Genomic DNA, 26,554 nt, shown 5'->3' with positions numbered 1-26,554 from the left:
GACGGGAATACCTCAGGCTACCGGGGACGGCGGGGCCCGGACCAAATCGGTCCGGGGTTCGGATGGGCCCTGCAGGGCACTCCGGAGGGCACCTGCGGAAGAACGCTCCAACATTTGACAATCATTTCCATCTGGACTGAAAATGAGTGTCATGAACGCTCGAAGCCGCCCTCTCATACCCCGCTCCGGAAGCCGCCGCCCCGCCCGGGGCGCACTGGCCGGCGCCCTCATCGCGGGCCTCCTCGCACTGACCGCCTGCGGCACCGGTACGGCGGAGGAGGACGGCAGGATGACGGTCGTCGCCTCGTTCTACCCGATGGAGTTCCTCGCCGAGGAGATCGGCGGGGAGCATGTGTCGGTCAGCCCGCTGACCAAGCCCGGCGTCGAGCCCCACGACCTGGAGATCAGCCCCCGGCAGACCGCCGAACTGGGTGAGGCCGGCCTCGTCGTCTACCTCAAGGGGTTCCAGCCCGCCGTGGACCGGGCGGTCGAGCAGTCCGGGCCGGAGCACGTCGCCGAGGCCGGCTCGTACACCGAGTTGGTGGAGCACGGCGGCGGGCACGAGGAGGAGGGCCACCGGGAGGAGAGCGGGGAGCACGGCGAGGTCGAGGCCGGGCACGAGGAAGAGCACGGCGAGGAGCACGGCGGGGAGCACGAGGGCCACGAACACGGCGAGGGCGCCCTCGACCCGCACGTCTGGCTCGACCCGGTGAAGTACGCCGAGATGGCCGAGGGCGTCGGCAAGGCCCTGGCCGAGGCCGACCCGGACCACGCCGCCGACTACCGCGAGAACGCCGGAGAGCTGGCCGGGAAGCTGCGCGACCTCGACGCCGACTTCCGCGCGGGCCTGAAGGACCGCCGGACCGACACCTTCGTCACCACCCACGCCGCCTTCGGCTACCTCGCCGAGCGCTATGGTCTGCACGAGGAGTCCATAGCCGGACTCGACCCCGAGTCCGGCCCCAGCGGCGCCCATCTGAGGGAACTCCACACGGTCGTCGAGGAGGACGGGGTCGGCACGGTCTTCCTGGAGCCCGGTGCCGACGGCGGGGCGGCCGAGTCGCTCGCCGCCGACCTGAAGCTCAGGACCGACGTCCTGGACCCGGTGGAGGGCGTCTCGGACGGCTCCCGGGGCGAGGACTACCTGGAGATCATGCGGGCCAACCTCCAGGCACTGCGCAAGGCGCTCGGCGCGCGGTGACCCGGACCGGCCCGGCCGACCCCTCCGAGGAGGCACCCATGGCAGACGAGCCCACCACCGCACCGCCGGTGCTGTCCCTGCGGGGCGTGACCGCCTCACTCGGCGGGCGGCAGGTCCTGCGCGGCATCGATCTGGAGGTGGCGCGCGGCGAGGTCGTCGCGCTGCTCGGCTCGAACGGCTCGGGCAAGTCGACCACGGTGCGGGCCGCCGTCGGCCAGGTGCCGGCGGACGGCGGGCTGGAGCTGTTCAGCACCCCGCTGCGGCGCTTCCGCGACTGGCGGCGGGTGGGCTACGTGCCGCAGCGCTCGACCGCCGCCGCCGGGGTCCCCGCGACCGTGCGCGAGGTGGTCTCCTCCGGGCGGCTGGCCGGCCGGTGGCTGCGGCCGCTGGGCCGCGGCGACCGGGCGGCCGTGCACCGGGCCCTGGAACTGGTCGGACTCGCCGACCGGGCCGGCGACCCGGTGGAGGCGCTCTCCGGCGGCCAGCACCAGCGGGTGCTGATAGCCCGCGCGCTGACCTGCGAGCCCGAGCTGCTGGTCATGGACGAGCCGCTCGCCGGAGTGGACCTGCTCAGCCAGCGCGTCCTCGCCGAGGCGCTGCGCGACCAGGTCGCCCGCCAGGTGTCCGTCCTGCTGGTGCTGCACGAGCTGGGACCGCTGGCCCCGCTGATCGACCGCAGCGTCGTCCTCCACGACGGCCGGGTCGAACGGGTGGACGGCACCGTCCACCTCCACGACCAGGCGTGCCACCCGCACGCCGACGCGGACACCGAACCGACCCGGACCGGACTGCTGACGTGATCGAGCTCCTCGACTACCCCTTCATGCAGCGCGCGCTGCTCGCCGCGCTGCTGGTCGGCGTCGCCGCCCCGGCCGTCGGCATCTACCTCGTCCAGCGCCGCCAGGCCATCATGGGCGACGGCCTCGGACACGTGGCCCTCACCGGTGTGGCGCTGGGCTTCCTGCTGAACACCAGCCCGGTGTGGACGGCCGTGGCGGTCGCCTCGCTCGGCTCGGTCGCCATGGAGCTGATCCGCTGGTACGGCAGGGCGCGCGGCGACGTGGCCCTGGCGATGCTGTTCTACGGCGGCATGGCGGGCGGCGTCATGATCATCAACCTGTCGCCGGGCGGCTCCACCACCGATCTGATCTCCCCGCTCTTCGGCTCGGTCACCACCGTCGCCCCCGGGGACCTCGTGGCGATCACGGTGCTGTCGGTCCTGGTCCTGGCGGTCTGCCTGGGGCTGCGGCGGCAGCTCTTCGCGATCTGCCAGGACGAGGAGTTCGCCCGGGTCACCGGGCTGCCGGTGCGGCTGCTCAACCTGCTGCTGGCCGTCACCGCGGCGGTCACCGTGACCGTGGCCATGCGGGTGGTGGGACTGCTGCTGGTGAGCGCCCTGATGGTGCTGCCGGTCGCCGCCGCCCAGCAGATCACCCGCGGCTTCGCGACCACGCTGGCGCTGGCGGTGACCTCCGGGGTGCTGGTGGCCGTCTCCGGCACCGCCACCTCCTTCTACGCCGACGTGCCGCCCGGCGCCACCATCGTGCTGCTGGCCATCGCGCTGTTCACGGTCCTCGCCGCGCTCGCCCCGCTGCTCGCCCGCCTCCGCGCCCGGCCCGGGCGCGGGGCGCCGAAGGGGCCGGTGCTCAGCCGGGAGGCGCGGGAGGAGCAGGAGGGGAGCCGGGAGGTGCCCGGGGGCGCTACGGTCGTGCGGTGACCCGGTCCCGCCGGCGGGACCGGGCCGCCGGCCGGGGGCGCGCCCGGCGGCCGGGCCGGGAGGCACCGCCGCACCTGGCACAATGGCCGATCAGCTACGCGAGGCAGCGCCGTAGCGCCGACGTGAGGAGGCAATGGTGGCGACCGCAGGTCCCCCCGTACGCGGCCGGTCGACCCGGCAGCGCGCCGCTGTGGCGGCGGCGCTCAGCGAGGTCGACGAGTTCCGCAGCGCCCAGGAGCTGCACGACATGCTCAAGCACCGCGGCGACTCGGTGGGGCTGACCACCGTCTACCGCACCCTCCAGGCGCTGGCCGACGCCGGCGAGGTGGACGTGCTGCGCACCGACGAGGGCGAGTCCGTCTACCGCCGGTGCAGCAGCGACGAGCACCACCACCACCTGGTCTGCCGCCACTGCGGCCGGGCCGTGGAGGTGGAGGGCCCCGCCGTGGAGCGGTGGGCCGACGCGATCGCCGCGGAGCACGGCTTCGTGGACGTGGCCCACACCATCGAGATCTTCGGCACCTGCGGCGAGTGCGCCGCCGCCCGCGCCGAGCGCTGACGGCGTCCGCGGGAGACGGCGGCGGCCTTGTACACCCCGGGTGGGGTGTACAAGGCCGCCGCCGTCTCCGGCCGGTCCGCTCAGGCCGTCGCGTCCGGGGTACCGGGGGTGTCCGGGGCGCCGGGGTCGGGCACCTGGTTGGGCTTCGCGCCGCCGAAGCGGCGGTCGCGGCGGGCGTACTCCAGACAGGCGTCCCACAGGTGACGGCGGTCGAAGTCCGGCCACAGCACGTCCTGGAAGACCATCTCGGCATAGGCGCTCTGCCAGATCAGGTAGTTGGAGGTGCGCTGCTCGCCCGAGGGCCGCACGAAGAGGTCCACGTCCGGCATGTCCGGGTAGTAGAGGTACTTCGCGACGGTCTTCTCCGTCACCTTCGACGGGTCCAGCCGCCCGGCCCGCACGTCCGCCGCGATGGCCGCCGCCGCGTCGGCGATCTCCGCGCGGCCGCCGTAGTTGACGCAGAAGTACAGCGTCATGGCGTCGTTGTCCACGGTCTGCTCCTGCGCCACCTGGAGCTCCTGGACGACCGACTTCCACAGCTTGGGCATCCGGCCGACCCAGCGGATGCGGATGCCCATGGCGTCCATCTCGTCGCGGCGGCGGCGGATGACGTCGCGGTTGAAGTTCATCAGGAAGCGGACCTCCTCGGGGGAGCGCCGCCAGTTCTCGGTGGAGAAGGCGTACAGGGAGAGGTTCCCGACCCCCATCTCCAGACAGCCCTTGAGGACCTCCAGGACGGTGGCCTCGCCCCTCCTGTGCCCCTCGGTGCGGGGCAGGCCGCGCCGCTTGGCCCAGCGGCCGTTGCCGTCCATGACGATCGCCACATGGTTCGGCACCAGCTCACCGGGGATCTCCGGCGGGCGCGCGCCGGAGGGGTGCGGTTCGGGTACGAGGTACTCGCGACGCTGCCGGGACAGCATTCCGCGCCGTGCCATGTGGCTCTCATCTCCAGTGGGGCGGGCCGCGGCGGCCGCGCCGGATACGGACTCGGTGGGCCCCGGCGGGCGGGGACGTACGGGAGCGTAGCCGCTCAGCCCTTCTCGACGTAGCGCAGGGAGCGCAGCCCCCGCTCCAGGTGCCAGTGCAGATAGGCCGAGACCAGCCCGCTGCCCTCCCGTACGTGCCGGTTCTCGGCGGCGTCGGCGGTGGCCCAGTCGCCCGTCAGCAGCGCGCCCAGCAGCCGCAGCGCCTCGGGGGACGGCAGGACGCTGCCCGGCGTCCGGCAGTCGCCGCACACCGCACCGCCCGCGGCGACGGAGAAGAACCGGTTGGGGCCGGGCAGCCCGCAGCGGGCGCAGTCGGCGAAGCTGGGCGCGTAGCCGCCGACGGCCAGGGAGCGCAGCAGGAAGGCGTCCAGCACCAGGTCCGGGCGGTGCGCCGCGGCGGCGAGGGTGCGCAGCGCCCCGATCAGCAGCAGGTACTGCTGGACGTTCGGCTCGCCCTCGTGGTCGGTGAAGCGCTCGGCCGTCTCCAGCATGGCCGTCCCGGCGGTGTAGCGGGCGTAGTCGGCGACGATCTCCCGGCCGTACGGCGCGATGATCTCCGTCTGGGTGCACAGCGGCAGCCCGCGGCCGACCAGTTCGCTGCCGCGGGCGAAGAACTGGACGTCCACGTGCGAGAACGGCTCCAGCCGCGCGCCGAACTTCGACTTGGTGCGCCGCACCCCCCGCGCCACCGCCCGCACCCTGCCGTGCCCGCGCGTCAGCAGGGTGATGATGCGGTCGGCCTCGCCCAGCTTCTGGGTGCGCAGGACGACGCCGTCGTCGCGGAACAGGCTCATTCCCTCATTCTCCCCCAGCCGCTCCCCCGCGGGGGCGCCCGGGACGGACCCCGGACCGAAGGCTCAGGAGAGGGTGGTGCGGGCGGCGTCCAGCAGCCGGGCGGTGTCCTCCTCGCACAGCCGGAGGATCCGTCCGACGGCCACCAGCACCTGGCGCTCGGCGGGGGTGTAGGGGCCGTCCGCGAGGGCGACGCGGGCGCCCTGGAGCAGCAGGTTCTCGCGGCCGGGCGCGGCGAGGTGCGGGGCGAGCGGGGCCAGCGCCTCGTGCAGCTCGATCTCCATGGTGACGCTGTCGGCGGCGACCGCCGCCAGCAGGGTGACGAGCTGCTCCTCGGAGCAGCCGGTGAAACCGGCGGTCCGGATGCCCCCCACGGCCGCCTCGCGGGTCGCCCGCGCCTCCGAGCCGCCCACGGCGAGCACCGCCAGCGCGACGGTGTGCACGGCGTCGCGGAGCATGCCGCCCAGCCGGGTGGTGGTCGGGTGGTCGAGGGCGTCGGTGCCGAAGTGCTCCCGGCAGGAGGCGCACTCCACCACGGGCCCGGCCGCGCCGCGCGGCAGGACGGGGACACCCAGCACGACGAGCAGCCGGCGTCCGGTGCGGCGCCGGTAGCTGCGGTCGCCGCCGCACGACGGGCAGAAGAACTCACCGTCGTCGACCGTGCGCCATGCCGTGCGGATGCCCGCCAGACGCAGTCTCCGGCCGTCCCTGTTCGGGGAGTGCACCACCGCCGTACCTCCGTCACGCTCCAGCGCCTTTGCCGCGTGGCGTGATGTTAACCACAGTAGTGAGGTGCCGTCAGTACCCTCGTCGGACATATGCCGGTCCCTTCCGGCCCTTGCGCGCCCGGCGCGGAGGTGCTCGCGCCTCCCCGCGCGGCCCGGCTCCGGCCGCCTCCGGCGCCAGAACTTCCTCGGCGACTCGTTCGGGTGAACCAGCGCATATCCCGGCCCCGGGGCGGTCCGCGCCGAGTACCGTCCGGAGCCGCGTGCTTGGGAGACTGGGGAAGGAGGTGGTCACGGTGTCCAGCACAGGCCAGGATGTCCGGTTCAGCGTCCCGATCTACACCCAGACCGAGGCTGCGCACTACCTGGACATGCCTCCCACGACTCTGCGTTCCTGGGCTCGCGGCTACCGCAACACCTTCCGCGACCGCCCCGCGGTCGAGGGGGCTCCGCTGATCACCCATCTCGGCGAGACCGGCTCCCCTCAGCCGTCCATTCCCTTCATCGGGCTCGCCGAGGGGATGTTCCTCTCCGCGCTGCGCCGGGCCGGCGTACCGATGCAACAGATCAGGCCCGCCCTCGAACTCGTCCGCGACCGGCTCGGCGTGGAGCACGCCCTGGCCTCCGAGCGGCTGCATCTGTGCGGGGCCCAGCTCCTGTGGGAGGTGAGCGAGGAGGACTCCCTGGAACGGGCGCACCGCCAAGGGGCGCGCAGGCTGATCGTGCTGAAGGACGGACAGTACGTCTTCCGCGAGGTCGTGGAGGAATACCTGCGCAAGATCCGCTACGACGAGGGCGAGTACGCCGACCGGCTCCTGCTGCCCGGCTACGACGTGGCGGAGGTCGCCGCCGAACCGACCGTGAACTTCGGCCGCCCCTACTTCACCGCCACCGGGACCCCGCTGTACGTCGTTAGCGGGCGCCTGGACGCGGGCGAGAGCGTTGCGGAGGTCGCCGACGACTTCGGCATTCCCGAGGACCACGTGGCCGAGGTGGCCGATCGCCATGCGCACGGAGCGGCATGACACCAGGCCCCGACGTCCCCGAGCTGAGGCTCTTCCTCGACCGCAGCACCAACTCCAGGCGGTTCGCCGAGATCGTCCGCACCCATGTCCCGGATGTGGTCACGATCGGCGAACGGTACGGGGTGCGGCCCGCCGAGCACGTCCAGGACGGACAGTGGTTGGCGGAGGCCACCGCCGAGGGCCGGATCTGTGTAGGGGCGGACAAGATGATCCTCAGCAACGAGCTGGAGATCGCCGCCGTACTGGAACACCGCGCACGCTACGTGGTCTTCGCGAACAACAACATGACGGGTCGCGCGCAGGCCGAAAGGTTCGTCGCCTGTCTCGGCGAGCTGCGCGAGGCGGCCGGGCGGGAGGGCCCCTGGGCTCTCAAGATCACCGGCTCCGGGCTGGTGGAGGTGAGCGTCGAGCAGTTGCGGGAGCGCCTGGCCCGCCGCCGGCAGCGGAACTGACTTCCGCGGTCCCCGGCGACGCTCTAATCCTGGTCTCAGGTTGGTCGGGGACAATGAGCGGCAAAAACATCGACTGGAAGGGGGCGGGGCGGCGTGCGGATCATGATCGCGGATGATGACGCGGCCATCCGTGAGTCGCTGGAGCGGGTGCTCCAGGTCGAGGGTTACGACACCAGCACCGTCGCCAACGGTCTCGCCGTGCTCGACGGGGTCGGTGGGGCCGGCGGTGACACGCTGGATCTGCTGCTCCTCGACGTGATGATGCCCCGCCTCGGCGGGTTGGAGACCTGCCGGCGGTTGCGGGCCGCGGGTCGGGATCTGCCGGTGCTGATGCTGACGGCCCGTGACCAGGTCTCCGACCGGGTAGCGGGGCTGGACGCGGGCGCCGACGACTACCTGCCCAAGCCGTTCGCCACCGAGGAGTTGCTGGCCCGGGTGCGGGCCCTGCTGCGCCGGCGCACGCCGACCGACGAGGAGTCGCAGATCCTGTCGTTCGCCGACGTCCGGCTCGATCCCGACAGGTTCGAGGCGTGGCGGGGCGGGCGGCCGCTGCGCCTGACCCGGACCGAGTTCTCCCTTCTGGAGGTCCTCCTGTGCAACGCGACCCGGGTCTTGACCCGCGACGCGCTGTTCGAGGCGATCTGGGGCTTCGGCATGAGCTCCACCGCCAACAACCTCCAGGTATACGTGAGCTACCTGCGCCGCAAGATGGAGGCCGAGGGTGAGCCGCGATTGATCTACACGCTGCGCGGCCTGGGATACACGTTGCGGGAGACTCCTCCGTGAGCGGGCCCGCCGGCCGGGAACCGCGCCGGCTGACCCGATGGTGGCGCCGGCGGTCCCTGCGGACCAGGCTGACGGTGATCGCGGCGACGGCCATCGCGGTCAGCGTGTTCGTGGCCTTCCAGGTGGCCAGCGAGCTACTGGAGTGGGAGCTGCGGGACACCGCCGAGGATCAGTTGCGCGCCGACTCCCGCATCCTGGCGACGAACGCGGAGCACGCCGGTCTGGCGCAGGTCCAGCTACCGCCGTATTCCGGATCCGGTCGGCTGGTGCGGGTCATCCTGCACGACGGCTCGGTCCGGACGCCGGCCGGCCAACCCTCGCTGCCCCCGGTCAGCGAGCAGGCCGGGCGCGTGGCGCGTGGCGCGTCGGCCGACCTGTTGGAGTCGAACGGCAGCGACGAAGAAGGCCACGTCATCTACACGCTGCGGGCGGGCGACGGCGCGGTCCAGGTGGCCCACGTCGTCGACGACGGCCCGGTCAACGAGTTCGGATTCGGCATGCTGCTGATCGGGCTGCTCTGCGTGGTCGGCGGCGCCCTGGTCGGGCGGACCGTGGCGCGGACCGGGCTGGCACCGATCGACCGGCTGACCGCCGCCGCGGTACGTGTCGCGCACACCCGGGATCTCGACGCCGACATCCCGGACGAGGGCGGCGGGGAGATCCGGCGGCTGATCCAGTCGATCAACGACATGCTCGCCGCGCTCCGGGACTCCCGGCGGGCGCAGCGGCTGCTCGCCGAGGACGCCGCCCACGAGCTCAAGACCCCGCTCACCAGCCTGCGCCTCAACACCGAGCTGCTGATCCGGCTCGATCGGCGCGGCACCCTGGACAGCGCACTGCCGGCGGAGAGCCGGACCCGGCTGCTCAACGATCTCGGCGCCCAGGTGGACGAGTTGAGCACCCTTGTGGCCGAGCTGACCGACCTGGCGCGCGGTGACGTCAGCGACGAGAGCACCGAGGTGCTCGACCTCGCCGACGTCGTGGTGGCCGCCGCGACCCGGGCGGATTCCCGCGCCCCCGACGTCGAGGTGACGCTCGACGTGACCTCTGTGTGGGTGAACGGGCGTCCCGCCGCGCTCGAACGAGCGGTGCTCAACCTCATCGACAACGCCGGTAAGTGGTCCCCCGCGGACCAGCCGGTCCAGGTCCGGCTCCGTGCCGAGGGCGCGTCGGCGGTGCTTGAGGTCGACGACGCCGGGCCGGGCATCGACGCCGCCGACGTGCCGCGGGTGTTCGACCGGTTCTACCGTGCCGACAGCGCCCGGGCGTTGCCGGGATCCGGTCTGGGGCTGTCGATCGTGCAGCGGGTCGTCGACGCCCACGGCGGCCGGGCCACCGTCGCCCGCTCCGCACGCGGTGGCGCGCTGCTTCGGGTCGACCTTCCGGCCGCGGCCCCGCCCGCCCCGACCGCGCGGCTCACCGCCGGGGAGGACACCGCGATGCGCTGACCCGCCCCGGCGGCGCGGCGCAGGACAAGGGACGGCGGCCCTCGGGCATGGCCCCGCGCGGCTCACCGTCGGGGCAGGACACCGCGATGCGCCGACCCCAGCCCCGGCGCGTGGCGCAGGACCAGAGGGCGGCGACCGTCGGGCCCGTGAAAAAGGATCCGGGACGGGTCTGGGTCCCCGTCCCGGATCTCGTCCGTGCCGCCGCGCTCACCGTTGCAGCGCGGGCTCCTTGTCGTCGGCGAGCGGCTGTTGACCGTCCGTCGGCTCCGCCGCTGGACGGGACAGCCGGCTCGGCCACCACATCCGCCGGCCGATCAGCAAGGTGAGGGCGGGCACCAGGACCGACCGCACCAGCAGGGCGTCGAGCAGCACGCCGAAGGCGACCAGGAACCCGACCTCGACCAGCATCACCAGCGGAAGTGTGACGAGGACCCCGAACGTGGCCGCCAGGACCAGGCCTGCCGAGGTGATGACGCCACCGGTGGCCGAGAGGGCTTTGAGCATGCCCTCTCTGGTGCCGAGACGCACGGTCTCCTCCCGGGCCCGGCTGGTCAGGAAGATGTTGTAGTCGATGCCGAGTGCCACCAGGAACAGGAATGCCAGCAGCGGCACCGAGTAGTCGATACCCTTGAACCCGAGGATCGTGTCGAAGACGAACACGCTGCCGCCGAAGGCTGCGGCGAATGAGACGATCACGGTGGCCATCAGGACCAGCGGGGCCAGGATCGCGCGCAGCAGCAGCCCGAGGACGATCAGGACGACGGTGAGCACCAGCGGGATCACCAGCTTCTCGTCGCGCTTGGTGGTCACCTCGGTGTCGAGGTTCTCCGCACTCGGCCCGCCGACGATCGCCTCCGCCCCGCTCACCGCGTGCACGGCGGTGCGCACCCGCTTGATCGTGTCGTACTCCGCGGCGGTGTCCGGCGCGGCCTTCGGGAACACGGAGATGTTGGCCCAGTCACCGCTGGTCTGCTCCGGGATGGCCTGGGCCACACCGCGAGTGTCCTTGACGATGTCGAGCACCCGCTCCTGGTACGCCGGCCGCGTGAAGATCGTCATCGGCTGGCCGCCGAGCTCCGGGAAGTGCTGGCCGAGAACGGTGAAGCCGGTGACCGACTCCGGCGCGGACAGGAACTGGTCCTGCTCCCGCAGGGCGTTGGTGTTGCCCGCCAGCCCGAGGGCGAGCACGCCGAGGACTCCGAGCGAGCCGAGCGTCGCCACCCACCGGCGGCGGCTGATGGCGGTGCCGAGCCGTCCCCACAGCCCCGGCTTCTCCTCCACGGCGGCCGTGCTGAACCGCGGGATGGCCGGCCAGAAGATCCGCCTGCCGAGCACCACGAGCACCGCCGGGAACAGCGTCAGCATGGCCACCAGCGCGCACAGGATGCCGGCCGCACCGATCGGGCCCAGGCCGCTGGTGCTGTTCAGGTCCGCGGCGAGCAGGCAGAGCAGGCCGGCGACCACGGTGGCCGCGGACGCGACGATGGCCGGCGCCGCGCCGCGCAGCGCGTGGACCATCGCGACCCGGACGTTCTCATGGTGGTGCAGTGCCTCCCGATATCGAGCGATGAGCAACAGCGCGTAGTCCGTGCCGACGCCGAATACCAGGATCGTCAGCAGCGCCGAGTTCTGGTCGTTGACCACGATGCCGAAGCCCTTGACGAGCAGGTAGACGGTCCCCATCGAGGTCAGTGCGGCCGCGCCGACGGCCACCAGCGGGATGATCCACAACACCGGGCTGCGGTAGGTGAGGATGAGCAGGAGCGTGACGACGACGATGGTGGTGATGAGGACCTGCTCGTCGATGCCGTCGAAGACGGCATCCATGTCGCCGTCGATCGCGCCCGGGCCGGTCACGTCGAGTTCCAGGCCGGCGGGGCGGTCCTTCGCGGCGTCACGCAACGGGCCGACGATCTCCTCCGGTGGGCCGTAGTCCGTGCTCACCTCGAGGGTGAACACCATCGCCTTGCGGTCGGTGGAGAGCCTCGTCGGTGAGCCCTCGTCGTCCTCGCCGGCCGCCGCCGTCTCCTTCGGCGGGTACCGCTTGGCAAGGGTGTTGTAGTGGCGCTCGACCGTCGCGCGGTCGGCGTCGGTCATGCCGTCGGCGCGGTGGTACACGAAGACGAACGTGTTGTCGTCACCGCCGGGGAGACTGTCGTCCAGCGCCGCCACCTTGGTGGACTCGGCACTGGCCGGCAGGGTGTCCACGGCGCTGTCGGTGGTGACCGAGCTCAGCTTTCCGCTCAGCGGCACCATGCCCGCCGCCAGCACCAGCCACAAGCCAATCACCAACCATGGCACCCACCGGCCTGCCAACCGACCGGCCGGCGCTTGTCCGGACGGCGCTGCGTCGACTGCCATCACTAGCCTCCTACATACGGGTTGCATCGCTTATCTGGATGCCACTTCCTAGCGAGCGAACCTGAGACGACTGTTAATACGGTGCTCAGGCCGTTGGCCCCGGGGGTGTGTCCAGTAGACGGCGTGCGCCCCGGTGAGGTGCGGGACCGAAGTGGTGCTTGTCCGCCCCGGCGGCCCCGGAGCGGCGTAGAAAGGGGGCTGACGGATTACGCGATACGGGCCGTGCAGCCCGCGAGCCTGCTGCTGGCGCCGTTGCTCGCCTGGCAGGGAGCCCGGGCCAGACGGGACATCCCCCGGCTGACGGCGGCGGACGGACACGAGGGGGCCTGCCCCGGGCCCGGTGGGGCGGCGGACGGCCCGCCGCTGCGGCTGATGGTGCTGGGCGACTCGGTGGCCGCCGGTTTCGGGGTGGCGCACAACGACGACGGACTGGCCGGCCGGGTGGGCCGGCTGCTCGCCCGGCACACCGGCGGCGAGGTGCGGTGGCGGGTCGCCGCGCGCGGCGGGGCGACGGTCCGGTACACGCTGGACAACCCGGTGCGGCAGTGCCGCGATCCGCTGAACGGCTGGGAGCCCGACGCCGTGGTCGTCTCCCCGGGCGTCAACGAGCTGATGCGGCCGGGCTCGCTGGGCCGGTGGCGGCGGGCGCTGCGGGTGCTGATGTCCGACCTGCGGGCCCGGCTCGGCGACGAGGTGCCCGTCGCGTTCTGCGGACTGCCGCCGGTGCACGAATTCCCCGTGCTGCCGCAGCCACTGCGGACGGTGCTGGGTCTGCGGGCCCGGCAGCTGGACCGGGTGCTGGTGAAGGTGGCGCGCGAGTACGGGATCCACCATGTGCCCCTGCCGATGGAGGCGATGGCGGCCGACCGCCCGGCGTTCTTCGCCGAGGACGGCTTCCACCCCTCCGCCGCGGGCTACCAGGTGGCGGCGGAGGCCCTCGCGGAGGTGCTGTCCCCCGGGTTCCGGGCCGGGGACCGCTGACACGTTCCGTACCGCAGGCGGACGGCGCGCGGCCCGGCCGGGGACACCCCGGCCGGGCCGCGTCATGTCATGTCACGGGCCTCAGCGGTAGGCGCGGTTGACGGCGGAGACGACCGCCTTCAGGGAGGCGCGGGTGGTGTTGGGGTCGATGCCGATGCCCCACAGCACCTTGTCCTCGATGGCGCACTCGATGTACGAGGCGGCCTGCGCGGAGGCGCCCTCACTCAGGGTGTGCTCGGTGTAGTCCAGCAGTCGGGCGTCGATGCCCGTCCTGGCCAGCGCGTCGAAGAAGGCGGAGATCGGGCCGTTGCCGGTGCCGGACAGCACGGTCTCGGTGCCGTCGACGGCCGCCTCGACGGTGAGGGTGTCCACGCCGTCGGTGTCGGTGGTGGTCTGGCCGGTGCGTACCTGGATGCGGCCCCAGGGGTTGTCCGGGTTGGGCAGGTACTCGTCGCGGAAGATGTCCCAGATCTGCTTCGGGGTGACCTCGCCGCCCTCGGCGTCGGTCTTCGCCTGGATGATCCTGGAGAACTCGATCTGCATCCGGCGCGGCAGGTCCAGCTTGTGCTCGTTCTTCAGCACGTAGGCGACGCCGCCCTTGCCGGACTGGGAGTTGACGCGGATGACCGCCTCGTAGGAGCGGCCGACGTCCTTGGGGTCGATGGGCAGGTAGGGCACCTCCCACTCGATCTCCTCCACCGCCTTCCCCCGCTCGGCGGCGGTGGCCTCCATCGCCTCGAAGCCCTTCTTGATGGCGTCCTGGTGGGAGCCGGAGAAGGAGGTGTAGACCAGGTCTCCCGCGTACGGGTGGCGCGGGTGGATCTCCATCTGGTTGCAGTACTCGGCGGTGCGGCGGATCTCGTCGATCCGGCTGAAGTCGATCCTCGGGTCGATGCCCTGGCTGAACAGGTTCATCCCCAGGGTGACCAGGTCCACGTTGCCGGTGCGCTCGCCCTGCCCGAACAGGCAGCCCTCCACCCGGTCCGCGCCGGCCATGACCGCCAGTTCGGCGGCGGCCACGGCGGTGCCGCGGTCGTTGTGGGGGTGGGTGGACAGGCAGACGAACTCGCGCCGGGACAGGTTCCGCGACATCCACTCGAAGCGGTCGGCGTGGGTGGAGGGCGTGGAGCGCTCGACGGTGGCCGGCAGGTTGAGGATGATCTCGCGGCCCTCCTCGGGCTGCCAGACGTCCATGACGGACTCGCAGACCTCCAGGGCGAAGTCCAGCTCGGTGTCGGTGAAGATCTCCGGGCTGTACTGGTAGCCGAAGGCCGTCTCGTCGCCCAGCAGCTTCTCGGCGTACTCCATCACCAGCCGGGTGCCGTCCACCGCGATCTGCCGGATGTCGTCCTTCGAGCCGCGGAAGACCACCCGGCGGAAGACCGGCGCGGTGGCGTTGTAGAGGTGGACGGTGGCCCGGTGGGCGCCGGCCAGGGACTGCACGGTGCGCTCGATCAGGTCCTCGCGGGCCTGGGTCAGCACCGAGATCGTCACGTCCTCGGGGATCGCGCCCTCCTCGATGATGGAGCGCACGAAGTCGAAGTCGGTCTGGCCGGAGGCGGGGAAGCCGACCTCGATCTCCTTGTAGCCCATGCGTACCAGCAGGTCGAACATCGCCCGCTTGCGCGCCGGGGACATCGGGTCGATCAGCGCCTGGTTGCCGTCGCGCAGGTCGGTGGAGAGCCAGCGGGGGGCGGTGGTGATGCGCTTGCCGGGCCAGGTGCGGTCGGGCAGGTCGACGGCCTCGTAGCCGCGGTAGCGGTGGATCGGCATACCGGACGGCTGCTGGGCGACGGTCGCCGCGGTGACGGGCGTGGGGCGGCCGATACGGGAGGGGGAATCACTCATGGCGGGCTTGGCTCCTGGATGACGGAGAGTGGCTTCAGTGGCTGTGGACGGGGCCGACGACGGCAACACCGAACTCCGCGGGGAGGGGGTCGGCCGTATGACTACAGGCCCTCGCCGCGGCAGCTAAGGAGGAGCAGCCCGAAACGCATGGCCGGGCCAGCGTAACCGAAGCCGGGGGTGCACAGCGGCATGTATCAGCATGCGAGAAGTCCTGTCTTCCCGTGCCCGCTCTCCCTTGAGCACTGAAGCATGCACGCCGTGCACACTTTGCAGCCTGTGCAAGAATATCCCCATGGTGAAACCGGCCGAAGGACTCCGTGAGCGCAGACGGCGCGAGACACGGCGGAGCATCCACTCCGCGGCGCTGCGGCTGGCCCTGGCGCACGGCTTCGACAAGGTCACCGTGGAGATGATCAGCGAGGAGGCCGGCGTCTCGCCGCGGACCTTCTTCAACTACTTCGGCAGCAAGGAGGCCGCCGTCGCCCGGGGACCGGCCGGCCCGGACCCGCGGGCCCTGGAGGCGTTCGCCGCGGCCGGGCCGGCCGAGCCGCGCGAGGTGCTGGCCGAACTGGCCGCCCTGATCACGGCCGACCTGTCAAAGAACCCGCCGCTCCGGGCCGAACTGCACGCGGTCATGGAGATCAGCCGCACCACCCCGGGGGTGGCGGCCGCGTTCCTGGCCCAGCTCGACGACTTCCAGCGCACGCTGGCCGGGGCCGTGGCCCGGCGGCTGGGCGACGGGGGCGGCGGGGGCGAGGGCGGTACGGACGGCGGGCCCGGCGAGCCGGACGAGACCGCCGCCCTCATCGCCGCCCTGGCCATGGCCGCCGTCCGCACCGGTCTGGAGCGCTGGAAGAGCGCGGCACCGCGGAGTGACGACTCCCCGGTGCCGTACGTCGAACACTCGGCGGCGCTGCTGCGCGCCCTGCTGACCCCCTGAGGCGCCGGGGCTCCGGCGCCCCCGCCCGGCCGGGCTCCCGTACGGCCCCCTCCCCTGTCTTCCCCGTCCCTGTTCCGTGCGGGCGCCCCCGCCCGCCGCCCGGAACGTCCCGCACCGTCCCTTCCTGGAGTAACCGATGTCCGATGCCGCCGCCCCGGCGGAGCACGAGGAGCCGGCGCCGCCGGCTCTGCCGCCCCACTTCGGCCTGATATTCGCGGGCCTGATGGTCAGCATGCTGCTGGCCGCACTCGACCAGACGATCGTCGCCACCGCGCTGCCCACGATCGTCGGCGAGCTCAGCGGCGTGAGCCACATGGCGTGGGTGACCACCGCCTACATCCTCGCCGCCACCGTCGCCATGCCCGTCTACGGGCGGCTGGGCGACCTGGTCGGCCGCAAGCGCCTGTTCCTGTCCGCGATCGCCGTCTTCATCGTCGGCTCGGTGGTGGGCGGCATCGCCCAGGACATGGGCACCCTGATCACCGGCCGGGCGATCCAGGGGCTGGGCGGCGGCGGCCTCATGATCACCTCGCAGGCGATCGTCGCGGACCTCGTACCGCCGCGGCAGCGTGCGAAGTACATGGCCCCCATGGGCGCCGTCTTCGGCCTCTCCTCCGTCGCGGGTCCGCTGCTGGGCGGCTGGTTCACCGACCACCACGACTGGCGCTGGGCCTTCTGGGTCAACCTCCCGCTGGGCTTCCTGGCCCTGGCCGTCTGCGCGTTCGCGCTGCGGCTGCCGCGCCGCGCCGTGAAGGTCTCCTTCGACTGGGCCGGGTTCGTGCTGATGGCCGCGGCCGTCACCTGCACGGTGCTGGTCGCCGACTTCGGCGGCACCGACTACGCCTGGTCCGACCCGGTGATCCTGGCGCTCGCCGCCGGCGGGGTCGCCGCCTGGGTGCTGTTCTTCCTCGTCCAGGGCCGGGCCGCCGAACCGCTCATCCCGCTGCGGCTGTTCCGCAGCCGGATCTTCAACATCGCCACCCTGATCGGTCTGATCGCCATCGGTGTCGGCATGTTCGCCGTCATCGGCTACATGCCCACCTATCTGCAGATGGTGTACGGGGTCAGCGCCACCGAGTCCGGGCTGCTGCTGATCCCCATGGTCGTCGGCATCATGGGCACCGCGATGCCCTCCGGGCATCTGATCAGCCGCACCGGCCGCTACAAGATCTACCCGATCCTCGGGGTGGCCGTGATGAGCGTCACGGTGGTGCTGATGTCCACCCTGGAGGTGGACACCCCGCTGCCCGTGCTGTGCGGGTACTTCTTCCTGCTCGGCGCCGGGATGGGCATGATGATCCAGAACCTCGTGCTGGCCGTGCAGAACGCCTTCCCCGTCTCGGACGTGGGCACCGCCACCTCCGCGAACAACTTCTTCCGCGAGATCGGCGCCACCCTGGGCACCGCGGCGGTCGGCGCGGTCTTCACCCACCGGCTGAGCGACCAGCTCGCCGAGCGCATCCCGCCTCAGGCGGCCGGGGCCGTGGGGGACCCCGAGTCCCTCACCCCGGCCCTGGTCCGCGCGCTGCCCGAACCGGTGCGGGACGCGGTGGTGGCCTCGTACCAGCACGCGCTGACACCGGTCTTCGGCTATCTGCTGCCGCTGTTCCTCGTCAGCCTGGTGCTGGCCTTCCTCCTGCCGGAGAAGGTGCTGTCCAACACCAACGCCGACTCCGGTGCCGGTGCCGGTGCCGGTGCCGAACCCGGTGTGGAACTCGGCACCGACGCGGGTGCCGCACCGGAGCCGGCCGGGGAGACGGAGACCGCCGAACCGGCCCGGGCCTGACCGGAGCGCCCCGCCCGCCGCCGTCCGCACACCGCGCGGACGGCGGCGGGCCTCCGCGCGCCCGGGTGTCCGGGGCGGGAACGCCGTTGCCCCGGCCTGTGGCGGCGAGCCGCCCGGCGGCGGGGACCCGCCCTAGAAACCGAGCCTGCGCAGCTGCTTGGGGTCGCGCTGCCAGTCCTTGGCGACCTTGACGTGCAGGTCGAGGTAGACGGGCGTGCCGAGCAGGGCCTCGATCTGCTTGCGGGACTTGGTGCCGACCTCCTTCAGCCGGCTGCCCTTCGGCCCGATGACGATGCCCTTCTGGCTGGGCCGCTCGATGAACACGTTGGCGTGGATGTCCAGCAGCGGCCGGCCCTCCGGACGGCCCTCGCGCGGCCCCATCTCCTCGACCACCACGGCGATGGAGTGCGGCAGTTCGTCACGTACGCCCTCCAGCGCGGCCTCCCGGATCAGCTCGGCGACCATGACCTGCTCGGGCTCGTCGGTCAGATCGCCGTCCGGGTAGAGCGGCGGCCCCTCGGGGAGGAGCGGGACGAGCAGGTCCGCCAGCAGGCCCACCTGGTCGCCGGCGGTGGCCGAGACGGGCACGATCTCGGCCCACTCGAAGCCCAGCTCCCTGCCCAGCCGGTCGACGGAGACGAGCTGCTCCGCCAGGGCCCTGGAGTCCACCAGGTCTGTCTTGGTGACCACCGCGACCTTCGGGGTGCGCTTCATGGCCGCCAGTTCCTTGGCGATGTACCGGTCGCCGGGGCCGATCCGCTGGTCGGCGGGCAGGCAGAAGCCGATCACGTCGACCTCGGCCCAGGTGGTGCGCACCACGTCGTTGAGCCGCTCGCCGAGCAGGGTGCGCGGTTTGTGCAGGCCGGGGGTGTCCACCAGCACCAGCTGCGCGTCGGGCCGGTGGACGATCCCGCGCACCGTGTGGCGGGTGGTCTGGGGACGGTTGGAGGTGATCGCGACCTTCGTTCCCACCAGGGCGTTGGTGAGGGTCGACTTGCCCGCGTTGGGGCGGCCGACGAAGCACGCGAAGCCCGACCGGTGCGGTGCGGGCTCCGCCTGTGTCACGGGCCGGGGGGAGGGGGAACGGTCACTCATGGGGGTCATTCTCCCCGATCCCCGGGCCCCCGCGGACCCGGCCGGATCATGCCGCCGGGCGGAGCCGGGACGGCGGTCGTCCGGCGCGCGACGCCGGCCGGTCAGCCGGCGGTGACGGTGGAGCGCACCGCGCCGTCCGGGCCGGCCAGGAGTACGGGGGTGGCCGGTCCGCCCAGCTCGTGGACGGCGGCCAGGTCCGCGGAGGGCACGGCGGGCGCCTCGGAGACCACCGCCGCGGCCTCCAGCGACTTGGCCCCGGACGCCACCGCCATGGCCACCGCGGTCTGCAGGGCGCTGAGTCTGAGCGACTTCAGCGCGACGGTGCCGGCCACGTAGGTGCGTCCGGTCTCGTCCCGTACGGCCGCCCCCTCGGGCACGCCGTTGCGGGCCCGCGTGCTGCGGGCGAGGGTGATGATCTTGCGGTCTTCGGGGTCCAGGCCGGCGGCTTCACTCATGGGGGTGAGCATATGCGGTCGGCCGTACCGGGGGCGGCCCCGTCCGGACCGGTGGGTCCGGACGGGGCCGCGGGGCCGGGAGCGGGTGTCAGCAGCGCTGCGACCTCTCCTGGTCCGTCATCGGCCGGGTGTGCTGGGCTATGGTGTCGCGTCCGCTGGGCGCCGGGCCCTCCGCCGTGAACGGCGCGTACCAGTAGTAGTGGCCGTAGTAGCGGTCCGGGAAGTTCATCTCGTACCGTCCGCTGAAGCGCTGCATCTCGGCCGCCCGGGTCACCCAGCCGATCTCACCGGGGCGCACCTCGACCCAGGTGCTCTGGTTCTTGGTGTGGGAGCTGGACCAGGTGTGGTTGTAGCTGACCTCGAGGCTGACCTTGAAGACCTCGGCGAAGCCGGCCTCGGTGGTCAGCGAGACCCCTACGCTGTTCGACTCGCCGACGGTGTCCGACCAGCCCACGGAGAACCGCTGCGGATCGTCGGTGCAGTTGTACACCTCCTCGCCGACCCGGCGGGTCGGGCCCATGAAGGTCTCCGGCGGGCCGTCGGGGTGGAAGACGCACCTGTCGGTGCCGTTGTTGCACTTGTCGAGCAGCTGGCGGATGGTCGGGTTCTCGCCGTGGTCGGCGTGGGCGGTGGTCGGCACCAGGGCCGTGGCGGCGGCGGTCGCGATCGCCGCGAACAGGACCGTAGGACGGACTCTTCCGGTCATCGGTGACTCCATGTGTTGTGGGGGATGGCCTGCGGCGCGCCCGGAGTCGGACGGGCGCCGCGGGGAGCGGGCGCGGTGCGCCCGGCGGTCAGCTGAAACCGACGGACTCGGTGCGGTCGTTCATGAACGACCCGACGTAGGGGGTGTTCTCCTTGAACGGACCGTCCCGGTCGCCGTTCAGCCCGGGCTCGGGGTAGAGCCAGATCCAGCAGTTCGCCCACGGCTGCACGGAGGTGACGATGTCCTTCCAGTCGTCCGGCAGGTCGATGCTGTAGTCGACCTTGCCGTTGTCCGGGCAGGGCGCCTCGCCGTAGACGGTGAAGGTGGCGCCGCCGTAGTTCTCGTGCTCGAAAAGCGTCCCCTGGATGAGATCGCCGTTCCGGGCGGTCTCGGCGGCCGTGGCCAGTTCCTTCGTCCGCTTCCGGAACGCCGGGTCCTGGGCGGCGCTCCGCGCGGAGGCGGGGGCGTCGTCGATGCGGCCGCCGGAGGCCGCCTCGACGGCCTCGGTGAAGGTCCCGAAGCACTCCTGTGCCCCGGTGCGGAGGTCCGCGATGCAGTGCCGGGCGCCGTCCCGGGGCGCGTCCTGCGGGGCGGCGACGGCCTGGACGGGGGCCGCCGCGACGGCACCGGCCGCCGCGAACACCACCGCCGCGGTACGGGTCCTGCGGGCTGTTCTTCTCACCATGCGCGATTCCTCGGTTCATCGGGAGCGATGTGCGGTGGTCCTCCTTACTCGGATCCGCCGGGGCGAAACAGGATGCCCGCTATTGCCCGCGATCGTTTTCCGAAGCACTGGTCGAGCGCCTGTCCCCGCTCCGGCGTGCCCGGAAATGTGGGAGGCGCGGAACCGCCCCGCCGGTACGGCCGGCGGGGCGGTGGGGGCGCGTGTGGTGTATGTGGTGCGGGAGCGTGATGGGAGCGGAACGGGACGGGAGGCCGGGGCGGAGGGATCAGCTCCCGCTCTCCGCGGCCGGCGCGCCCTCCGTCTCCGGGGCGGTGGCACGGACCGGTTCGACCAGGACCGTGACGATGCGGTTGCGGCGGCCGGCCGGGGACTCGGCGGTCAGCCGCAGACCCCGCAGCGAGGGATCGGCGGTGCGGTCGGCGCGGGCCCCGGAGACGTCCACGACGGCCTTGGCGCCCGCGATGGGGACCCGGCCCAGCAGCTTGGCCAGCAGTCCGCCGACCGTCTCCACGTCCTCGTCCTCCAGGTCCAGGCCGTACAGCTCGCCCAGGTCGCCGAGGTCGAGCCGGGCGGTGACCCGGTGGCGGCCGGCGCCGAGGTCCTCCACCGGGGGCAGTTCCCGGTCGTACTCGTCGGTGATCTCGCCGACGATCTCCTCCAGGATGTCCTCGATGGTGACGATCCCGGCGGTGCCGCCGTACTCGTCGATGACGACCGCCACGTGGTTGCGGGCCTTCTGCATCTCGCGCAGCAGGTCGCCGGCGTTCTTGGTGTCGGGGACGAAGGCCGCCGGGCGCATGGCGGTGGAGACCTTCTCGGTCTCGTTGCCACGGTTGATGTGGACCTTCCGTGCGAGGTCCTTGAGGTAGACGATGCCGACGACGTCGTCCTCGTTCTCCCCGGTCACCGGGATACGGGAGAAGCCCGAGCGCAGGGCCAGGGTGAGGGCCTGGCGGATGGTCTTGAAGCGCTCGATGGAGATCAGTTCGGTGCGCGGCACCATCACCTCGCGCACCAGGGTGTCGCCCAGTTCGAAGACCGAGTGCACCATGCGGCGCTCCTCGTCCTCGATCAGCGCCTCGCGCCCGGCCAGGTCCACCATGGCCCGCAGCTCGGCCTCGGTGGCGAACGGGCCCTTGCGGAAGCCCCGGCCCGGGGTGAGCGCGTTGCCCAGCAGGATCAGCAACTGCGGCAGCGGGCCCAGCACCCGGGCCAGCGGCAGCAGGACGTACGCGGCGGCCGTGGCGGTGTTCAGCGGGTGCTGGCGGCCGATGGTGCGCGGCGAGACGCCCACCGCCACGTAGGAGACGAGCACCATCGTGCCGATGGCGGCGGCCAGCGCCTGCCAGGTCTCCTCGACGGTGTGCACGAAGCCGTAGGTGACCAGGGCCCCGGCCGCCATCTCGGCGGCGACGCGCAGCAGCAGGGCCAGGTTGAGGTAGCGGGTGGGGTCGGCGGCGACGGCGGCCAGTTTCGCGCCGCCGCGCCGCCCGGACCGTACGGCCTCCTCGGCACGGTAGCTGGTGGTGCTGGCCAGCCCGGCCTCGGCGCAGGCGGCCAGCCAGGCCACGCAGACCAGGACGACCGCCGCGGCGACGAGCTGACCGCTCATGTCGTCGTCGGAGCCGGGGAGGGCCCGTCCAGACCGCGCTCGGCGCGCCAGCCGTCGACGATGGCCGCCTGGAGGCCGAACATCTCGGCCCGCTCGGCGGGGGTCTCGTGGTCGTAGCCGAGCAGGTGCAGCACCCCGTGGACGGTGAGCAGCCGCAGCTCCTCGTCCATGGAGTGCTTCGTCGCCGCCTCGGCGCCCTGCTTCTCCGCGACGTCCGGGCAGAGCACGATGTCACCGAGGAGTCCCTGCGGGGGCTCCTCGTCGTCCTTGGCGGGCGGGCGCAGCTCGTCCATGGGGAAGGACATGACATCGGTGGGGCCGGGCAGGTCCATCCACTGCCGGTGCAGCTGCTCCATGGCCTCGGAGTCGACGGCGATCACCGACAGCTCCGAGAGCGGATGGATGCGCATCCGGGCCAGCGCGTAGCGGGCGATGTCGAGGATCGCGCGCTCGTCGATCTCCCGCCCTGACTCGTTGTTGACGTCGATCGACATGGGAGTGCTGGGATGCTTTCCGTTGCTCTCGGTGCTCGGGTGTTCGGACGCTCCGGGCGGCTTCCGCCGCTCGCTCACTTCCGGCGCTCGCCGCGGTCGGCCGCGCCGCCGCGGGTTTCGGCCGCGTCGCCGCGCACGTCGTAGCGGTCGTACGCGTCGACGATACGGCCGACGAGCTTGTGCCGGACGACATCGGTGCTGGTGAGCCGCGAGAAGTGCACGTCCTCCACACCTTCGAGGATCTCCTGGACCTGGCGCAGGCCGCTCCTGGTGCCGCCGGGCAGGTCCACCTGGGTGACGTCGCCGGTGATCACTATCTTGGAGTCGAACCCGAGCCGGGTCAGGAACATCTTCATCTGCTCGGGGTTCGTGTTCTGCGCCTCGTCCAGGATGATGAAGGCGTCGTTGAGCGTCCGGCCGCGCATGTACGCCAGCGGCGCGACCTCGATCGTCCCGGCGGCCATCAGCCGCGGGATCGAGTCGGGGTCGAGCATGTCGTGCAGCGCGTCGTACAGCGGTCGCAGATACGGGTCGATCTTCTCGTAGAGGGTGCCGGGCAGGAAGCCCAGCCGCTCCCCCGCCTCGACGGCGGGCCTGGTCAGGATGATGCGGTTGACCTGCTTGGACTGCAGGGCCTGCACCGCCTTGGCCATGGCGAGATAGGTCTTGCCGGTGCCCGCCGGACCGATGCCGAACACGATGGTGTGCTTGTCGATCGCGTCCACGTAGCGCTTCTGGTTGAGCGTCTTGGGGCGGATCGTACGGCCGCGGTTGGACAGGATGTTCTGGGTGAGGACCTCGGCAGGGGTCTCGGAGCCCGCTCCGGCACCGCCCTCCGACTCCCGGAGCATGGCGATCGAACGCTCCACGGCGTCCTCCGTCATCGGCTGGCCGGTGCGCAGCACCAGCATCATCTCGTCGAAGAGCCGCTGGATGAGAGCGACCTCCGCCGCGTCACCGGTGGCGCTGATCTCGTTCCCGCGGACATGGATGTCGGTCGCGGGGAAGGCCTTCTCTATGACGCGGAGGAGGGAGTCACCGGAGCCGAGCACCGTGACCATGGGGTGCTTGGCCGGAACGGTGAAACGGGCACTCGCTGGGGTGGACCGTGCCTGGTCTGTCTGTGTCTGAGTCATGGGCCGGCTGCTGGAGCCTGCGCGTCCCTCTCTCTGTCGCTGCTGTGCGCCTGGCCTCCAGAGTACGCCGTGCGGCTGACAGGTCAGTAGGGTTTTACGGCCGCCGGCTTCCGTGCCGGCGTCACACCCGCCGGAAACCGATGGTCGGCACCGCCCGGCGCAGCGGCCAGGGGCGGGCGGGGCCGGGCAGCAGGGCGTCCAGGAAGGCGTAGCGGCGCAGGGCGGCCCGGCCCTGGTCGTCGAAGGAGCGGACGTGCTGCCACCAGGCGGCGACCTCGGCCCAGCCGGGGGCCGACAGCGAGCCGCCGAACTCCTGCACCGACAGGGCGGCGGTCAGGCACCCGAAGGCGAGCCGGTCGGCGAGCGGCCAGCCGGCCAGGGTGCCGGTGACGAAGCCGGCCACGAACACGTCCCCGGCGCCGGTGGGGTCCAGCGCCTCCACGGCGACGGCGGGCACCTCGGCATTCTCGCCGCTGCCGCCGTCCACCGCGCAGGCGCCCTCGGACCCCATGGTGACCACCGCCAACGGCACCTTCTCGGCGAGGCGGCGGGCGGCGGCGCGGGGGCAGTCGGTGCGGGTGTAGCGCATCGCCTCCTCGGCGTTGGGCAGGAACGCCTCGCAGTGCTCCAGGTCGGCGAGGTCGCCCGGGTCCCAGCGGCCGGTCTCGTCCCAGCCGACGTCGGCGAAGACCCGGCTGCCGCGGCGGGCCGCCGCGGCGATCCACCCCTGGCCCTCGCCCGGCCGCAGGGCCGCCACGCAGGCCCGGGCCAGGGGCGGGTCGCAGGGCGCGGACTCCTCCGGCGGTGCCTCGTGCCCGTGGGTGACCATCGTCCGCTCGCCCTCGTACGCCATCGAGACGGTGACCGGCGAGTGCCAGCCCGGCACGGTGCGCGACAGCGACAGGTCGATGCCCTCGCCGTGCTCCAGCGACTCCCAGCAGTACTCGCCGTACTTGTCGTCCCCGAAGGCGGCGGCCAGGGAGGTGCGCAGCCCGAGCCGGGCCAGGGCGGTGGCCATGTTGGCGACGCCGCCGGGGCTCGACCCCATGCCGCGGGCCCAGGACTCGGTGCCGCGTACGGGCGCGGAGTCCAGGCCGGTGAAGATGATGTCCAGGAAGACGCTTCCGGTCAGGTAGACGTCACAGGGCGGGTCGTCGGGGGTGCGGAGCGCGGCGAGCGGGTCGAGCATGCGGCCCAGTGTGCCCGACCGCGCCCGCGCGTACCCCGGCTCCGCCGGAACGTCACCAGCGCGGTACGGCCGGTGACGTCCAGGCGGGGTCGGCCCGGCGCATGGCGGCGGCGTCGTCCCGGTCGCGCATCGAGCCGTCGTCGTCCAGCCAGCGCCGGTGCAGGCGGTCCAGCCGGTCGCGGTCCAGGGTGACGCCCAGGCCGGGCCCGTCGGGGACGGTGAGGCGGCCCCCGGTGAACGTCAGGCGCTCGGTGAGCACCTCCTCGTGCTGCCAGGGGTAGTGGGTGTCGCACGCGTGGTGCAGGTTCGGCACGGTGGCGGCGACATGGGTCATGGCGGCGAGGCTGATGCCCAGGTGGGTGTTGGAGTGCATGGACACCCCGACGCCGAAGGTGCGGCAGAGCGCGGCGAGCTGCTGGGTGTTGCGCAGCCCGCCCCAGTAGTGGTGGTCGCTGAGCAGCACCTGGACGGCGCCCGTGGTGAACGCCTCGGGTATCTCGGGGAAGGTGGTCACGCACATGTTGGTGGCCAGCGGCAGCCCGCCGGCGCGGGCGGCGACCTCGGCCATCGCGGGCGTACCGGTCGTCGGGTCCTCCAGGTACTCCAGGACCTCGCGCAGCTCGGCCGCGACCTTCAGGGAGGTCTCCACCGACCAGGCGCCGTTGGGGTCCAGGCGCAGGGGGTGGCCGGGGAACGCCTCGGCCAGTGCCCGGACGGCGGCGATCTCCTCCTCGGGGCGGAAGACGCCGCCCTTGAGCTTGAAGGAGCCGAAGCCGTGGTCGGCCACGAAGCGGCGGGCCTGGGCCACGATCCCCTCGGGGTCGAGGGCGGCACCCCAGTCGTCGCTCTCGCCCGCCACTCCCTCCGGGTGGTCCGCCCAGCGGTAGAACAGGTAGGCGCTGTACTCCACGCTGTCGCGCACCTTCCCGCCGAGCAGGGCGTGCACGGGCAGCTCCAGCGCCCTGCCCAGGGCGTCCAGACAGGCCACCTCGAAGCCGGAGACCACCGACAGCCGCAGCTTGTCGGCGGTCTGGACGCCGCGCAGGCCGCCCACGTCCGCCGTGCCGTCCGTGCTGTGCCCCTCCGTGTCGAGGGAGCCGGCCAGGGTGAACAGCCCGTTCAGGTCGCTGACCGGGTGTCCGGGGAGCCGTCCGGCGAGGGACCGGGCCAGCTCCAGGTACTTGGTGTCGCCGTAGGTCTCCCCCAGCCCGGTGACGCCGTCCGCCGTGACCACCTCGATGATCAGGCGCGGGGTGTAGGGCTGGTGAACGCCCTGGGTGTTGAGCAGCGGCGGGTCGGCGACGAGGATCGGGGTCAGGCGTACCTCGGTGACGGTCAGGTCCTTCATCGGACGGCTCCTGTCGGATCGGTGCCGGAGGCGGGCGGCGCTGGGACCGGCGGGACGGCACACCCTCGGCACTCACACATGCCGTTCACGTATACGAATGCTGTCCACGCTGGCAGACGGAGACTAGGGATGCGAACAGAAGTGCGTCAAGAACGCCGACAGTTTCCGGAAGAAGGACCCGCCCCGCCGGGCGTCCGACAAGGACGGCGGAGCGGCCCCGGACTCGG

25 protein-coding genes are annotated in these 26,554 nt (G+C 72.4%); 11 read left to right on the top strand and 14 right to left on the bottom strand.

Going from position 1 to position 26,554, the window contains the following annotated elements:
* Positions 1–142 precede the first annotated feature (142 nt).
* The 4 genes from CUT44_RS29115 (at position 143) to CUT44_RS29100 (ending at position 3,477) form a co-directional block, all read left to right on the top strand.
* Complete coding sequence (locus CUT44_RS29115) at positions 143–1,201, top strand: metal ABC transporter substrate-binding protein (RefSeq protein WP_199185878.1); 1,059 nt, start codon at positions 143–145, stop codon at positions 1,199–1,201.
* Positions 1,202–1,239: 38 nt separating this feature from the next.
* Positions 1,240–2,001 (top strand): metal ABC transporter ATP-binding protein, encoded by a 762-nt coding sequence (locus tag CUT44_RS29110; RefSeq protein WP_100205268.1) that lies wholly within the window; start codon positions 1,240–1,242, stop codon positions 1,999–2,001.
* Positions 2,001–2,918 (top strand): metal ABC transporter permease, encoded by a 918-nt coding sequence (locus CUT44_RS29105; RefSeq protein WP_199185904.1) that lies wholly within the window; start codon positions 2,001–2,003, stop codon positions 2,916–2,918. Before CUT44_RS29110 ends, CUT44_RS29105 begins: the two co-directional genes overlap by 1 nt.
* Positions 2,919–3,054: 136 nt before the next feature.
* Complete coding sequence (locus CUT44_RS29100) at positions 3,055–3,477, top strand: Fur family transcriptional regulator (RefSeq protein ID WP_100205267.1); 423 nt, start codon at positions 3,055–3,057, stop codon at positions 3,475–3,477.
* An 80-nt stretch (positions 3,478–3,557) separates the two neighbouring features.
* Here the strand turns inward: CUT44_RS29100 and CUT44_RS29095 are convergent, their stop codons facing one another.
* From CUT44_RS29095 to CUT44_RS29085, 3 genes are all read right to left on the bottom strand, one after another.
* On the bottom strand, positions 3,558–4,412 hold the full coding sequence (locus CUT44_RS29095; RefSeq protein WP_100204931.1) for an isoprenyl transferase: 855 nt from the start codon (positions 4,410–4,412) through the stop codon (positions 3,558–3,560).
* A 95-nt stretch (positions 4,413–4,507) separates the two neighbouring features.
* Complete coding sequence (gene recO, locus CUT44_RS29090) at positions 4,508–5,257, bottom strand: DNA repair protein RecO (protein ID WP_100204930.1); 750 nt, start codon at positions 5,255–5,257, stop codon at positions 4,508–4,510.
* A gap of 63 nt (positions 5,258–5,320) precedes the next feature.
* Positions 5,321–6,073 (bottom strand): TerB family tellurite resistance protein, encoded by a 753-nt coding sequence (locus CUT44_RS29085; protein WP_100204929.1) that lies wholly within the window; start codon positions 6,071–6,073, stop codon positions 5,321–5,323.
* A gap of 203 nt (positions 6,074–6,276) precedes the next feature.
* Here CUT44_RS29085 and CUT44_RS29080 point away from each other — a divergent pair, with 203 nt between their 5' ends.
* From CUT44_RS29080 to CUT44_RS29065, 4 genes are all read left to right on the top strand, one after another.
* Entirely contained in the window at positions 6,277–7,005 is a 729-nt protein-coding gene (locus CUT44_RS29080; RefSeq protein WP_158239683.1) for a DUF433 domain-containing protein, read from the top strand.
* Positions 7,002–7,457: a PIN-like domain-containing protein gene (locus CUT44_RS29075; RefSeq protein ID WP_100204927.1), complete on the top strand. Its 456-nt coding sequence runs from the start codon at positions 7,002–7,004 to the stop codon at positions 7,455–7,457. Before CUT44_RS29080 ends, CUT44_RS29075 begins: the two co-directional genes overlap by 4 nt.
* A 93-nt stretch (positions 7,458–7,550) precedes the next feature.
* The gene (locus tag CUT44_RS29070; RefSeq protein ID WP_100204926.1) at positions 7,551–8,243 is read left to right on the top strand and encodes a response regulator transcription factor; all 693 of its coding nucleotides are present in this window, start codon (positions 7,551–7,553) and stop codon (positions 8,241–8,243) included.
* Positions 8,240–9,691 (top strand): HAMP domain-containing sensor histidine kinase, encoded by a 1,452-nt coding sequence (locus CUT44_RS29065; RefSeq protein WP_100204925.1) that lies wholly within the window; start codon positions 8,240–8,242, stop codon positions 9,689–9,691. The genes CUT44_RS29070 and CUT44_RS29065 overlap by 4 nt, the downstream gene beginning before the upstream one ends.
* A 207-nt stretch (positions 9,692–9,898) precedes the next feature.
* Here CUT44_RS29065 and CUT44_RS29060 read toward each other — a convergent pair whose 3' ends face one another.
* The gene (locus CUT44_RS29060) at positions 9,899–12,052 is read right to left on the bottom strand and encodes an MMPL family transporter (RefSeq protein ID WP_100204924.1); all 2,154 of its coding nucleotides are present in this window, start codon (positions 12,050–12,052) and stop codon (positions 9,899–9,901) included.
* Positions 12,053–12,274: 222 nt separating this feature from the next.
* Here CUT44_RS29060 and CUT44_RS29055 point away from each other — a divergent pair, with 222 nt between their 5' ends.
* Positions 12,275–13,033, top strand: coding sequence for an SGNH/GDSL hydrolase family protein (locus CUT44_RS29055; protein ID WP_100204923.1), 759 nt, complete (start codon positions 12,275–12,277; stop codon positions 13,031–13,033).
* An 81-nt stretch (positions 13,034–13,114) separates the two neighbouring features.
* Here the strand turns inward: CUT44_RS29055 and leuA are convergent, their stop codons facing one another.
* Positions 13,115–14,881 carry a 2-isopropylmalate synthase gene (gene leuA / locus CUT44_RS29050; protein WP_100204922.1) on the bottom strand — a complete coding sequence of 589 codons (1,767 nt, stop codon included), beginning with the start codon at positions 14,879–14,881 and terminating at the stop codon, positions 13,115–13,117.
* A 292-nt stretch (positions 14,882–15,173) separates the two neighbouring features.
* Between leuA and CUT44_RS29045 the strand changes: the two genes are divergently transcribed.
* Both CUT44_RS29045 and CUT44_RS29040 read left to right on the top strand, forming a co-directional pair.
* Positions 15,174–15,821: a TetR/AcrR family transcriptional regulator gene (locus CUT44_RS29045; RefSeq protein ID WP_100204921.1), complete on the top strand. Its 648-nt coding sequence runs from the start codon at positions 15,174–15,176 to the stop codon at positions 15,819–15,821.
* Positions 15,822–15,957: 136 nt separating this feature from the next.
* Positions 15,958–17,607 carry an MDR family MFS transporter gene (locus tag CUT44_RS29040; RefSeq protein WP_100204920.1) on the top strand — a complete coding sequence of 550 codons (1,650 nt, stop codon included), beginning with the start codon at positions 15,958–15,960 and terminating at the stop codon, positions 17,605–17,607.
* Positions 17,608–17,739: 132 nt separating this feature from the next.
* Here the strand turns inward: CUT44_RS29040 and era are convergent, their stop codons facing one another.
* The 9 genes from era to CUT44_RS28995 all read right to left on the bottom strand — a co-directional run bounded on the left by era (position 17,740) and on the right by CUT44_RS28995 (position 26,327).
* Positions 17,740–18,711 (bottom strand): GTPase Era, encoded by a 972-nt coding sequence (era, locus tag CUT44_RS29035; RefSeq protein WP_199185876.1) that lies wholly within the window; start codon positions 18,709–18,711, stop codon positions 17,740–17,742.
* A 92-nt stretch (positions 18,712–18,803) separates the two neighbouring features.
* Positions 18,804–19,169 (bottom strand): cytidine deaminase, encoded by a 366-nt coding sequence (locus CUT44_RS29030; RefSeq protein WP_199185875.1) that lies wholly within the window; start codon positions 19,167–19,169, stop codon positions 18,804–18,806.
* Positions 19,170–19,245: 76 nt separating this feature from the next.
* Positions 19,246–19,863: a hypothetical protein gene (locus tag CUT44_RS29025; protein ID WP_199185874.1), complete on the bottom strand. Its 618-nt coding sequence runs from the start codon at positions 19,861–19,863 to the stop codon at positions 19,246–19,248.
* An 88-nt stretch (positions 19,864–19,951) separates the two neighbouring features.
* Positions 19,952–20,548 carry a hypothetical protein gene (locus tag CUT44_RS29020; RefSeq protein WP_233221736.1) on the bottom strand — a complete coding sequence of 199 codons (597 nt, stop codon included), beginning with the start codon at positions 20,546–20,548 and terminating at the stop codon, positions 19,952–19,954.
* A gap of 265 nt (positions 20,549–20,813) precedes the next feature.
* Positions 20,814–22,160: a hemolysin family protein gene (locus CUT44_RS29015; protein ID WP_100204918.1), complete on the bottom strand. Its 1,347-nt coding sequence runs from the start codon at positions 22,158–22,160 to the stop codon at positions 20,814–20,816.
* Positions 22,157–22,654, bottom strand: coding sequence for an rRNA maturation RNase YbeY (gene ybeY / locus CUT44_RS29010; RefSeq protein WP_100204917.1), 498 nt, complete (start codon positions 22,652–22,654; stop codon positions 22,157–22,159). Before ybeY ends, CUT44_RS29015 begins: the two co-directional genes overlap by 4 nt.
* Positions 22,655–22,728: 74 nt before the next feature.
* Positions 22,729–23,790 carry a PhoH family protein gene (locus CUT44_RS29005; protein WP_100204916.1) on the bottom strand — a complete coding sequence of 354 codons (1,062 nt, stop codon included), beginning with the start codon at positions 23,788–23,790 and terminating at the stop codon, positions 22,729–22,731.
* Positions 23,791–23,911: 121 nt separating this feature from the next.
* Positions 23,912–24,979 (bottom strand): carbohydrate kinase family protein, encoded by a 1,068-nt coding sequence (locus CUT44_RS29000; protein ID WP_100204915.1) that lies wholly within the window; start codon positions 24,977–24,979, stop codon positions 23,912–23,914.
* Between the two features lie 52 nt (positions 24,980–25,031).
* Complete coding sequence (locus CUT44_RS28995) at positions 25,032–26,327, bottom strand: glucarate dehydratase family protein (protein WP_100204914.1); 1,296 nt, start codon at positions 26,325–26,327, stop codon at positions 25,032–25,034.
* Positions 26,328–26,554 lie beyond the last annotated feature (227 nt).

Origin of the sequence: Streptomyces carminius (assembly GCF_002794255.1) — a bacterium.
GTDB classification, from domain to species: Bacteria; Actinomycetota; Actinomycetes; order Streptomycetales; family Streptomycetaceae; genus Streptomyces; species Streptomyces carminius.
The sequence above is the reverse complement of the archived record's forward strand: the minus strand, read 5'-3'. Positions and strand labels throughout refer to the sequence as shown.

Bases quoted from the DNA above. Each gene is read 5' to 3' on its own strand.
- CUT44_RS29110 (WP_100205268.1), top strand. From the start codon at position 1,240: ATGGCAGACGAGCCCACCACCGCACCGCCGGTGCTGTCCCTGCGGGGC.
- CUT44_RS28995 (WP_100204914.1), bottom strand. From the start codon at position 26,327: ATGAAGGACCTGACCGTCACCGAGGTACGCCTGACCCCGATCCTCGTC.
- CUT44_RS29015 (WP_100204918.1), bottom strand. From the start codon at position 22,160: ATGAGCGGTCAGCTCGTCGCCGCGGCGGTCGTCCTGGTCTGCGTGGCC.
- CUT44_RS29045 (WP_100204921.1), top strand. From the start codon at position 15,174: ATGGTGAAACCGGCCGAAGGACTCCGTGAGCGCAGACGGCGCGAGACA.
- ybeY (WP_100204917.1), bottom strand. From the start codon at position 22,654: ATGTCGATCGACGTCAACAACGAGTCAGGGCGGGAGATCGACGAGCGC.
- CUT44_RS29030 (WP_199185875.1), bottom strand. From the start codon at position 19,169: ATGCTCACCCCCATGAGTGAAGCCGCCGGCCTGGACCCCGAAGACCGC.
- CUT44_RS29075 (WP_100204927.1), top strand. From the start codon at position 7,002: ATGACACCAGGCCCCGACGTCCCCGAGCTGAGGCTCTTCCTCGACCGC.
- era (WP_199185876.1), bottom strand. From the start codon at position 18,711: ATGACCCCCATGAGTGACCGTTCCCCCTCCCCCCGGCCCGTGACACAG.
- recO (WP_100204930.1), bottom strand. From the start codon at position 5,257: ATGAGCCTGTTCCGCGACGACGGCGTCGTCCTGCGCACCCAGAAGCTG.
- CUT44_RS29025 (WP_199185874.1), bottom strand. From the start codon at position 19,863: ATGACCGGAAGAGTCCGTCCTACGGTCCTGTTCGCGGCGATCGCGACC.
- leuA (WP_100204922.1), bottom strand. From the start codon at position 14,881: ATGAGTGATTCCCCCTCCCGTATCGGCCGCCCCACGCCCGTCACCGCG.
- CUT44_RS29115 (WP_199185878.1), top strand. From the start codon at position 143: ATGAGTGTCATGAACGCTCGAAGCCGCCCTCTCATACCCCGCTCCGGA.
- CUT44_RS29000 (WP_100204915.1), bottom strand. From the start codon at position 24,979: ATGCTCGACCCGCTCGCCGCGCTCCGCACCCCCGACGACCCGCCCTGT.
- CUT44_RS29020 (WP_233221736.1), bottom strand. From the start codon at position 20,548: ATGGTGAGAAGAACAGCCCGCAGGACCCGTACCGCGGCGGTGGTGTTC.
- CUT44_RS29085 (WP_100204929.1), bottom strand. From the start codon at position 6,073: ATGTCCGACGAGGGTACTGACGGCACCTCACTACTGTGGTTAACATCA.
- CUT44_RS29095 (WP_100204931.1), bottom strand. From the start codon at position 4,412: ATGGCACGGCGCGGAATGCTGTCCCGGCAGCGTCGCGAGTACCTCGTA.
- CUT44_RS29040 (WP_100204920.1), top strand. From the start codon at position 15,958: ATGTCCGATGCCGCCGCCCCGGCGGAGCACGAGGAGCCGGCGCCGCCG.
- CUT44_RS29060 (WP_100204924.1), bottom strand. From the start codon at position 12,052: ATGGCAGTCGACGCAGCGCCGTCCGGACAAGCGCCGGCCGGTCGGTTG.
- CUT44_RS29005 (WP_100204916.1), bottom strand. From the start codon at position 23,790: ATGACTCAGACACAGACAGACCAGGCACGGTCCACCCCAGCGAGTGCC.